Origin of the sequence: Streptomyces zinciresistens K42, assembly GCF_000225525.1 — a bacterium.
GTDB classification, from domain to species: Bacteria; Actinomycetota; Actinomycetes; order Streptomycetales; family Streptomycetaceae; genus Streptomyces; species Streptomyces zinciresistens.
Map to the genome: position 1 here is coordinate 1 of NZ_AGBF01000512.1, position 225 is coordinate 225.

Sequence of the window (225 nt, forward strand, 5' to 3'; positions counted from 1 at the left end):
TGTTCCCGGGAGGTGTCGGCAACACCCGCAAGGATCCGGAGGCGTTCGCCCGTCTGATCCACGACGTGGAGACGAAGATCTTCGACGTGCTGCCGGACGAGACCTGGGTCTATCCCGGGCACGGCGACGACACGTCCCTGGGCGCGGAACGCCCGCACCTGCCGGAGTGGCGCGCGCGGGGGTGGTGACCGGCGCGGCGGAGCCCGGCGCGCGCCCCGTGTGAAC

The 225-nt window shown here is 72.4% G+C and carries 1 pseudogene; it reads left to right on the forward strand.

The features are described 5' to 3' along the window. Positions 1 to 188: pseudogene (locus SZN_RS37420) on the forward strand (MBL fold metallo-hydrolase); the annotation flags it as partial. Positions 189 to 225 lie beyond the last annotated feature (37 nt).